This window comes from Kitasatospora sp. NPDC032150 (assembly GCF_055579945.1).
On sequence record NZ_JBVIMH010000006.1, the window covers coordinates 50,293 to 57,304 of the forward strand.

Genomic DNA, 7,012 nt, shown 5'->3' on the forward strand with positions numbered 1-7,012 from the left:
ACCGAAGGAGCGGGCCGGACGGTCACCGAAGGAACGGCCACCACGCTCGTCGCGGTCCCGGCCGAAGCCACGGTCACCGCGGTCCCGGTCACCGAACGAACGGCCGCCGCGGTCGTCGCGGTTGAAGCCGCCCTGCGGACGGCCACCGCGCTCACCGCGGTCGCGGTCGAAGGACGGACGGTCACCGAAGGAGCGGGCCGGACGGTCACCGAAGGAACGGCCACCACGCTCGTCGCGGTCCCGGCCGAAGCCACGGTCACCGCGGTCCCGGTCACCGAAGGAGCGGGCCGGACGGTCACCGAAGGAACGGCCACCACGCTCGTCGCGGTCCCGGCCGAAGCCACGGTCACCGCGGTCGCGGCCGGAGGACGGACGCTCCCGGTCGCGGTCCCGGCCGAAGCCGCGGTCCTCACGCCCACGGTCGCGGTCGCCGTAGGAGGCACGCTCGCCGCGCGCCTCGCGGTACGACGGGGTACGGGTGGCCTCGGCCACCGGAGCGGCGGACCCGGTCTCGGCGGCGACGGTCCCGGCGGCGTCGGCCCCGCCCTCCTCGGCGGCGGCCTCGACCTCGTCCTCGATGCCCAGCTCGGCCCGCTCGCGGGCGGCCCGGGCGGCCAGCCGGTCGGCCTCCTCGCGCAGCTCGGCGGCGCGCTTCTGCGCCCGCTCCAGCTGGCGGGTGATCTCGGCGACCTCGCGCTCGGCGGCACCGGCGATGCCCGAGGCGGACTCGGCCTGGACCTCGATCAGCGAACGGGCGCCGGTGATCTTGGCGACCTCGGGGTCGAAGGCGTGGTCCAGGATGTGGCGGCCGGCGTCGACGCCGGCGTCCTCCATCAGGCGGAAGACGCTGCGGCGCTGGTGCGGCAGCACCAGGGTGACGACGGTGCCGGAGCGGCCCGCGCGGGCGGTACGGCCGGAGCGGTGCAGGTAGTCCTTGTGGTCGCCGGCCGGGTCCACGTTGAGGACCAGGTCGATGCCGTCCACGTGGATACCGCGGGCGGCGACGTCGGTGGCGACCACCACGTTGACGTAGCCGTCCTTGAAGTCACCCAGAACCCGGGTGCGGGCGCCCTGGGTCATACCGCCGTGCAGCGCGTCGGCCTTCACGCCGGCCTCGATCAGCTGCTCGGCGACCCGGTCGGCGCCCATCTGGGTGCGCACGAAGATGATCGTGCGGCCCTTGCGGGCGGCGATCGCGTTGGTGATCGGCGCCTTGTCCTTGGGCTTCACCACGAGGATGTGGTGGGTCATGGTGGTGACGGCGCCGGCCGACGGGTCGACCTCGTGGGTGACCGGGGCGTTCAGGTAGCGCTTGACCAGGGTGTCGATCTCGTTCTCCAGGGTGGCGGAGAACAGCAGGCGCTGGCCCCCGGCCGGAACCTGGTCGAGGATCTCGGTGACCTCGGGCAGGAAGCCCATGTCGGCCATCTGGTCGGCCTCGTCGAGCACGGCGACCTGGACGTCGTCCAGCTTGGCGCTGCCGCGGTTGATCAGGTCGCGCAGGCGGCCGGGGGTGGCGACCAGGACGTCGACACCGCGCTCCAGCGCGTAGATCTGGTTGGACATCGAGGTGCCGCCGCAGACGACCTTGAGCCGCAGGCCGAGCACCGAACCGAACGGCTCCAGGGCGTCGGCGACCTGCATCGCCAGCTCGCGGGTCGGCACCAGGATCAGGCCGCGCGGGTGCTTGGGCTTGGTGCGCTCGCCGTCGGCCAGGCGGGTCAGCAGCGGCAGACCGAAGCTCAGCGTCTTGCCGGAGCCGGTACGGCCGCGGCCCAGCACGTCCTTGCCGGCCAGGGCGTCCGGGATGGTCGCGGCCTGGATCGGGAACGGGGTGGTGACGCCGCGCTTGGCGAGGGCGCGCACGACCTCGTCCGGCAGGCCCAGGTCACCGAAGGTGACGGTGGGCTCGGCGGTCTCCGCGTCGGCGGTCTCGGCGATCTCGGTGGAGTCGGCGGCGGCAGGAACATCGGCGTCCGAACCGTTCGCGGGCATGGCGAAGCGGTCGTCGTCAATGAGAGACATTCAAAACCTTCCGGAAGTGGCACGCGCCTAAGTCCGGGGTTCTGTTCACAACCGCCTCTATGCGGTCAGCCACGGATCGCCGGAACGCGCCAAGGGCGCCAGATGGGAACAGGGCGCCAGTCAAATGGATCAAACGAACGATCTACCACCATAGAGGAACCTCCGGATCCAAGGCAAATGCACTGGCCACAGCGCTAACGGCCGGTGGATCCGCCGGTCGGGGCCACCGTTCGGCTGCCGCTCGGCGAAGGGTCCGGCGTCTTCGTGGTTGGCGGCGGCGCAGGCGTGCTCGGGGCGGTGCTGGGCGGGGCGGCCGAGGAGGCGGACGCAGACGCGCTCGGCGGGCCCGGAGGCTTCGGCTCACTCGGACGGGTCTCCGGGCTCCCGCTCGGGGCGCCGCCCGGCTCCGTGCCGGGCGTCGACCCCGGCTGCCCGGCGACCGGCGGCGGGGTGGCCCCGGGTGCCGGCGCTCCCGGCGCGGCCCCGGCACCCCCGGCGGCCGGCGCCTCACCGGACGAGCCGTGCTCACCGGGACGCTCCACCCGCAGGCCGCTGCCGGCCTTGCCCGGCGCGCCGCTGGCTCCGGCCTTCCCGATCACTTCGGTCTGCCCGACCGGCTGGGTGCCGGGCTGATCGGCGGAACCCGCCCCGACCGACATGCACCCGGCCATCCCCATCCCGGCCAGGGCCAGCGCCACTGAACCTGCCACCCGGGCCCGCGCACTCCCGCCCGGACGGCGGCCCCCGCTGCCCCCCGCGACCACCCGGACCACGCGCCCGGCCCTCACCCGCCCTGCCATCACCGAGCCACCTCTCCTGCCCGCCCCGCCCGGGCCGGCCTGGGACGGCCGCCCGCGCACGCTCCGCTCACGGTGCCCAACGCGCGCGAAGCCGCCCGGACACGGGCAGCGGACGAGTCGATGGCCGTCCGGCACCGGGATCTGGCCAGGGGCCGGACGGGTGAACCGGCAGCGTCCGCCGCCGGCGGGGCCCCTGCCCCGATCAGGCCCAGAGCGCGTCCGCCAGCCCGGTCCCCGCCCAGACCGCGCCGAGACCGGCCAGCAGGCTCCCGGCCACGTTCGCCACCGCGAGCAGCCCGGCCCCGCTCTCGACCAGCCGGAGCGTCTCGTACGAGAAGGTGGAGTACGTGGTCAGCGCCCCGCACAGGCCGGTACCGAGCAGTAGCTGCGCCTGCGAGCCGACCGCTCCGGCGGCCACCGCTCCCGTGATCAGCCCCAGCACCAGGCAGCCGCCGACGTTGACCGCGAAGGTCCCCCAGGGGAAGACCGTGTCGTGCCGGGCCTGCACCGCACGGTCCGTCAGATAGCGCAGCGGCGCACCGACGGCGGCCCCGGCGAGCACCAGCAGCCAGTTCACCAGCGTCGCGGCACTCATTCCGCCTCCTTCGCCCTGCTCCGTCCGACGTACCGGATGACCTCGCACTCCTCGAGCGTCACCAGCCCCTCCTCGACCAGCCCGTCGAGCTCCGGCAGGAAGGCCCGGATCCGCTCGGCGGTGTCCACGATCACCACCGCCACCGGCAGGTCCTCGCTGAGCGACAGCAGCCGTGCGGTGTGGACCAGCGAGGAGGCCCCGAAGCCCTCGATGCCCCGGAAGACGCTGGCCCCGGCCAGCCCCGCGGCGTGCGCCCGGTGGACGATCTCGCTGTACAGCGGCCGGTGGTGCCGAATGTCGCTCTCCCCGACGAACACCGTCAGCCGCAGCGCGACACCCGTCAGCCTGGTCATTTCGCACTCCGATCACTCGCGGGGCTCGGCCCGCAGGCCCGCCCCGGCCGCGCCCCGGGCCTGCCACACCGCCCGCAGCCGCCGGGTCAGCGCCGACGCCCCCCAGACGGCCGCCAGCGCGGCCAGCAGGGTGCCCGCCAGGTACGCCAGTCCCTGCGCCGTCTGCCCGTGACCGACCAGGCGGCGCACGTCCACCGCGTACGTCGAGAAGGTCGTGAACCCGCCCAGCACACCGGTGCCGAAGAACGGGCGCAGCAGCGGGTGCGGCGTCCGCCCCTCGGTGATCTGCACCAGGAAGGCGCCGATCACCGCGCAGCCGACGACGTTCACCACCAGCGTGGTCCACGGGAAGGCGGTCGGCGCGGTGGGCCACAGCAGGCCGGCGGCGTACCGTGCGGCGGCACCGAGCATCCCGCCGAGCGCGACCACGGCCACCGCCGGGCCCTGCCCACGGAGGACCGGTGGCCGCCGCTTCACCTGCGCGGCCGTCCCCCGCCCCTGCTGCTGCCTGCTCTGCTGCGAACCCACACTCCAGTGAATCACCGACGACTGGGTGATTCGCCGGTGGCCGCCCCGCACGGCCGCTCACCCACCGGGACTGCCCCGCCACCGGGAACCGCCGCCGCCGATCATCTGGCAACGCGTCACCCGTCGTCCGACAATGGACCGGTGGAGATGACCCGGGACGAGTTCGAGACGCTGGTCGCAGATGCCCTGGACCAGATCCCCCCGCAGCTCGCGGCCATGATGGACAACGTCGCCGTCTTCGTCGAGGACGAACCGGATCCGGACCACGCCGACCTGCTCGGGCTGTACGAGGGCACCCCGCTCACCGAGCGCGGCGAGTGGTACGCGGGCGTGCTGCCGGACCGCATCCTGATCTACCGGGACCCGATCCTGCGGCACTGCGAGACCCGCGAGCAGGTCGTCGAGAAGGTCCGCACCACGGTGATCCACGAGGTGGCCCACCACTTCGGCTTCGACGACCACGAGCTCCACGAGCTCGGCTGGTCCTGACCCCGACCCCGTCCGTGCGGCCCGTTCTGACGGTCCGCCTCGCCCGGACGGAATCCGTTTTGGTGTTCGTGCCCGGCATCCCATATGCTTCTCGACGTCCCCGAACGCTGGATAACAGCCGGAAGGGCCGCAAGCCCTCATCGTCTAGTGGCCCAGGACGCCGCCCTTTCAAGGCGGTAGCACGGGTTCGAATCCCGTTGGGGGCACGCAGTACCGTAGTAAAGTCAGTGCCGCAAGGCCTGCGCGGAGAAATACCGTGCAAGGTCCCGTGGAGCAGTTGGTTAGCTCGCCACCCTGTCAAGGTGGAGGTCGCGGGTTCAAGTCCCGTCGGGATCGCTCGTCTCGCAAGAGACGGTGTAGTACGGCCAGGTAGCTCAGTTGGTACGAGCGTCCGCCTGAAAAGCGGAAGGTCGCCGGTTCGACCCCGGCCCTGGCCACCAGTGCTGAACAGCACAGAGCCCCCGAGCGCATCCCGCTACGGGGGCTTTTTCGTGCCGTTTGACGCCAACGAACGGCGGACGGCCACCGTCCTCTGCCCGAGCCGCTGGTGTCTCTCGGCGAGCCCCGACAAGCGGGACGGACTGCTGTGGCGACGCCTGGCCGCCGATCCTCGATGACGGGATCCGTCGAGCCGGGGCAGACATACGCCCACAGTCAGCTGCCGCGCCTACCGACCGGGACCGACCCGTGCACTTCTCGGCTGAACCTGACGCGGAGATGAAAGACTCGGCCAACGGCGAACTCGCCGACTAGGCTGGAGCATCAGCTGACTCACCCGGAGGGCGCCGCGAATGAACCCCGAGCACTTCGCGCTCCTTCAAGAGGCCCGCAGGAGCCTGCCAGACGGGTTCAAGGTCGAACTCTCCGGCGACACCATCGTCATGATGGTCAGCCCCTCGGGTATTCACCAACGGAATCTCTTGGTGGTGCGCCGCCAGTTCGACGCGTACGCCCCGGCAGGACTACTGCCCAGCGAGAACACGGACCTCGTCTCGCCCAATGTCGGCAAGAGCCGCAATCCCGACCTGACGTACCTGCCGGACGATGCACTCACGACCAGGGACAACCAGGTTCCTGCCGAGGTTGCCGCGATTGCCGTCGAACTGGTCTCACCGTCCAACCCGGAGAACGACTGGGTGGGGAAGGTACGGGACTACCCGCTCATGAGAATCCCCCTCTACCTCGTGATCGACGCAAGGGAGAAGGCGGTCACGCTCTTCAGCCGACCCGACGGCACGAAGTACCACCGCCGTGAGGACATCGCGTTCGGCGAGACCATCCACATCCCGGAGCCGTTCGACTTCGAGCTGATCACGACCGGCCTGCTCCCCTACTGAGCACAGCCAGCACATGCGAAGCTCCACCGGTTGACGCCGACGCTGACGCCAACCGGCATGGACGACGGCGCCCGAAGCCGCGCTTCCACGAGCAGCAGAACCCACCCGCACCGGGGTATTTCGACTGCCCGGCTTGGCCTGAAAAGCGGAAGGTCGCCGGTTCGACCCCGGCCCTGGCCACCAGTGCTGAACAGCACAGAGCCCCCGAGCTAGATCACTAGCCGGGGGCTTTCTCGTGCTTCCTGACGTCAGTCTGACGGCTACGACCGATCAGCCCAGCAGATCAGCCAACCGATCGAGTGCCCGCCGCTTCTCCTCCGTCGAGGCATGCGCATAGACGCCGAGGGTCATCCGCAAGTCGCTCTGCCCGGCCATCTCGCGGACGGTGTGAGGCGCGACACCCAGGTCAAGCAGCAGCGACACGAACGAGTGCCGGAGATCGTGGAAGCGGAAGCCGTCCAGGCCCGCCCGCTTCCGAGTGGCGTGCCAGTACCCGTCCACCCCCGACCCCGGCCGGGTGAACCGCACCGCGTACGGCGCCGGCAACCTTGGAATCGATCATCTAGCGGGAATGCCGATCCTCGATGATGGAATCCGTCAAGGCCAAGGCAGACAGTAAGCGGCGATGGAACCCGAGCAGCCACGCACCGTCGAGCAGATCCGAGGTCTCCCGGTTGCTGCGGGTCGTCGGCGCCCTTAGACCTCGATGCCGCACTCGGCCGCGCCACCGCGCTGGATCCGCTAACCATCGGCGGTGAGGGACACCCCCAGGGCTCGGGCGGGGCGGGCGGCCCGGCCGAGCGCCGCGGTCCCGGTTTTACGCTCCCTTGGGGTGTGCCCCCTTCTAACCCCCCTTTATCGCACCGCGATCGAGGGGGCAGAGGT

General features: G+C 71.5%; 8 protein-coding genes and 3 tRNA genes. 6 read left to right on the top strand and 5 right to left on the bottom strand.

The genetic code is table 11. The features are described 5' to 3' along the window. On the bottom strand, nucleotides 1-2,025 hold a 2,025-nt coding region (locus ACZ5ON_RS09585; protein ID WP_465588112.1), incomplete at its 3' end, for a DEAD/DEAH box helicase. Nucleotides 2,026-2,229: 204 nt separating this feature from the next. On the opposite strand from ACZ5ON_RS09585, the gene ACZ5ON_RS09590 reads away from it, so the two are divergent. After that, complete coding sequence (locus ACZ5ON_RS09590; RefSeq protein ID WP_465588117.1) at nucleotides 2,230-2,658, top strand: hypothetical protein; 429 nt, start codon at nucleotides 2,230-2,232, stop codon at nucleotides 2,656-2,658. Between the two features lie 369 nt (nucleotides 2,659-3,027). Here the strand turns inward: ACZ5ON_RS09590 and crcB (ACZ5ON_RS09595) are convergent, their stop codons facing one another. Genes crcB (ACZ5ON_RS09595) through crcB (ACZ5ON_RS09605) form a run of 3 tightly spaced genes read right to left on the bottom strand, consistent with a single transcriptional unit; the run spans nucleotide 3,028 to nucleotide 4,301 of the window. Then, nucleotides 3,028-3,402 carry a fluoride efflux transporter CrcB gene (gene crcB / locus ACZ5ON_RS09595; RefSeq protein ID WP_465588683.1) on the bottom strand — a complete coding sequence of 125 codons (375 nt, stop codon included), beginning with the start codon at nucleotides 3,400-3,402 and terminating at the stop codon, nucleotides 3,028-3,030. 14 nt (nucleotides 3,403-3,416) lie between these two features. Then, a complete protein-coding gene (locus ACZ5ON_RS09600) occupies nucleotides 3,417-3,773 on the bottom strand; it encodes a DUF190 domain-containing protein (RefSeq protein WP_465588122.1) in 357 nt (118 codons plus the stop codon). A gap of 12 nt (nucleotides 3,774-3,785) precedes the next feature. Next, the gene (gene crcB, locus ACZ5ON_RS09605; RefSeq protein ID WP_465588125.1) at nucleotides 3,786-4,301 is read right to left on the bottom strand and encodes a fluoride efflux transporter CrcB; all 516 of its coding nucleotides are present in this window, start codon (nucleotides 4,299-4,301) and stop codon (nucleotides 3,786-3,788) included. 147 nt (nucleotides 4,302-4,448) lie between these two features. Between crcB (ACZ5ON_RS09605) and ACZ5ON_RS09610 the strand changes: the two genes are divergently transcribed. The 5 genes from ACZ5ON_RS09610 to ACZ5ON_RS09630 all read left to right on the top strand — a co-directional run bounded on the left by ACZ5ON_RS09610 (nucleotide 4,449) and on the right by ACZ5ON_RS09630 (nucleotide 6,127). Next, nucleotides 4,449-4,790 carry a metallopeptidase family protein gene (locus ACZ5ON_RS09610; RefSeq protein WP_465588686.1) on the top strand — a complete coding sequence of 114 codons (342 nt, stop codon included), beginning with the start codon at nucleotides 4,449-4,451 and terminating at the stop codon, nucleotides 4,788-4,790. Nucleotides 4,791-4,923: 133 nt separating this feature from the next. Next, nucleotides 4,924-4,996 (top strand) — tRNA-Glu (locus tag ACZ5ON_RS09615). Nucleotides 4,997-5,052: 56 nt separating this feature from the next. After that, a tRNA-Asp gene (locus ACZ5ON_RS09620) sits at nucleotides 5,053-5,126 on the top strand. A gap of 27 nt (nucleotides 5,127-5,153) precedes the next feature. Next, nucleotides 5,154-5,230: transfer RNA gene (locus ACZ5ON_RS09625), tRNA-Phe, on the top strand. Between the two features lie 351 nt (nucleotides 5,231-5,581). Beyond that, nucleotides 5,582-6,127, top strand: coding sequence for a Uma2 family endonuclease (locus ACZ5ON_RS09630; RefSeq protein WP_465588128.1), 546 nt, complete (start codon nucleotides 5,582-5,584; stop codon nucleotides 6,125-6,127). Between the two features lie 270 nt (nucleotides 6,128-6,397). Here ACZ5ON_RS09630 and ACZ5ON_RS09635 read toward each other — a convergent pair whose 3' ends face one another. After that, on the bottom strand, nucleotides 6,398-6,673 hold the full coding sequence (locus tag ACZ5ON_RS09635; RefSeq protein ID WP_465588131.1) for a tyrosine-type recombinase/integrase: 276 nt from the start codon (nucleotides 6,671-6,673) through the stop codon (nucleotides 6,398-6,400). Between the last annotated feature and the right edge of the window lie 339 nt (nucleotides 6,674-7,012).

Coding starts and splice junctions, on each gene's coding strand:
- ACZ5ON_RS09600 (WP_465588122.1), bottom strand. CDS start 3,773: ATGACCAGGCTGACGGGTGTCGCGCTGCGGCTGACGGTGTTCGTCGGG.
- ACZ5ON_RS09610 (WP_465588686.1), top strand. CDS start 4,449: ATGACCCGGGACGAGTTCGAGACGCTGGTCGCAGATGCCCTGGACCAG.
- ACZ5ON_RS09630 (WP_465588128.1), top strand. CDS start 5,582: ATGAACCCCGAGCACTTCGCGCTCCTTCAAGAGGCCCGCAGGAGCCTG.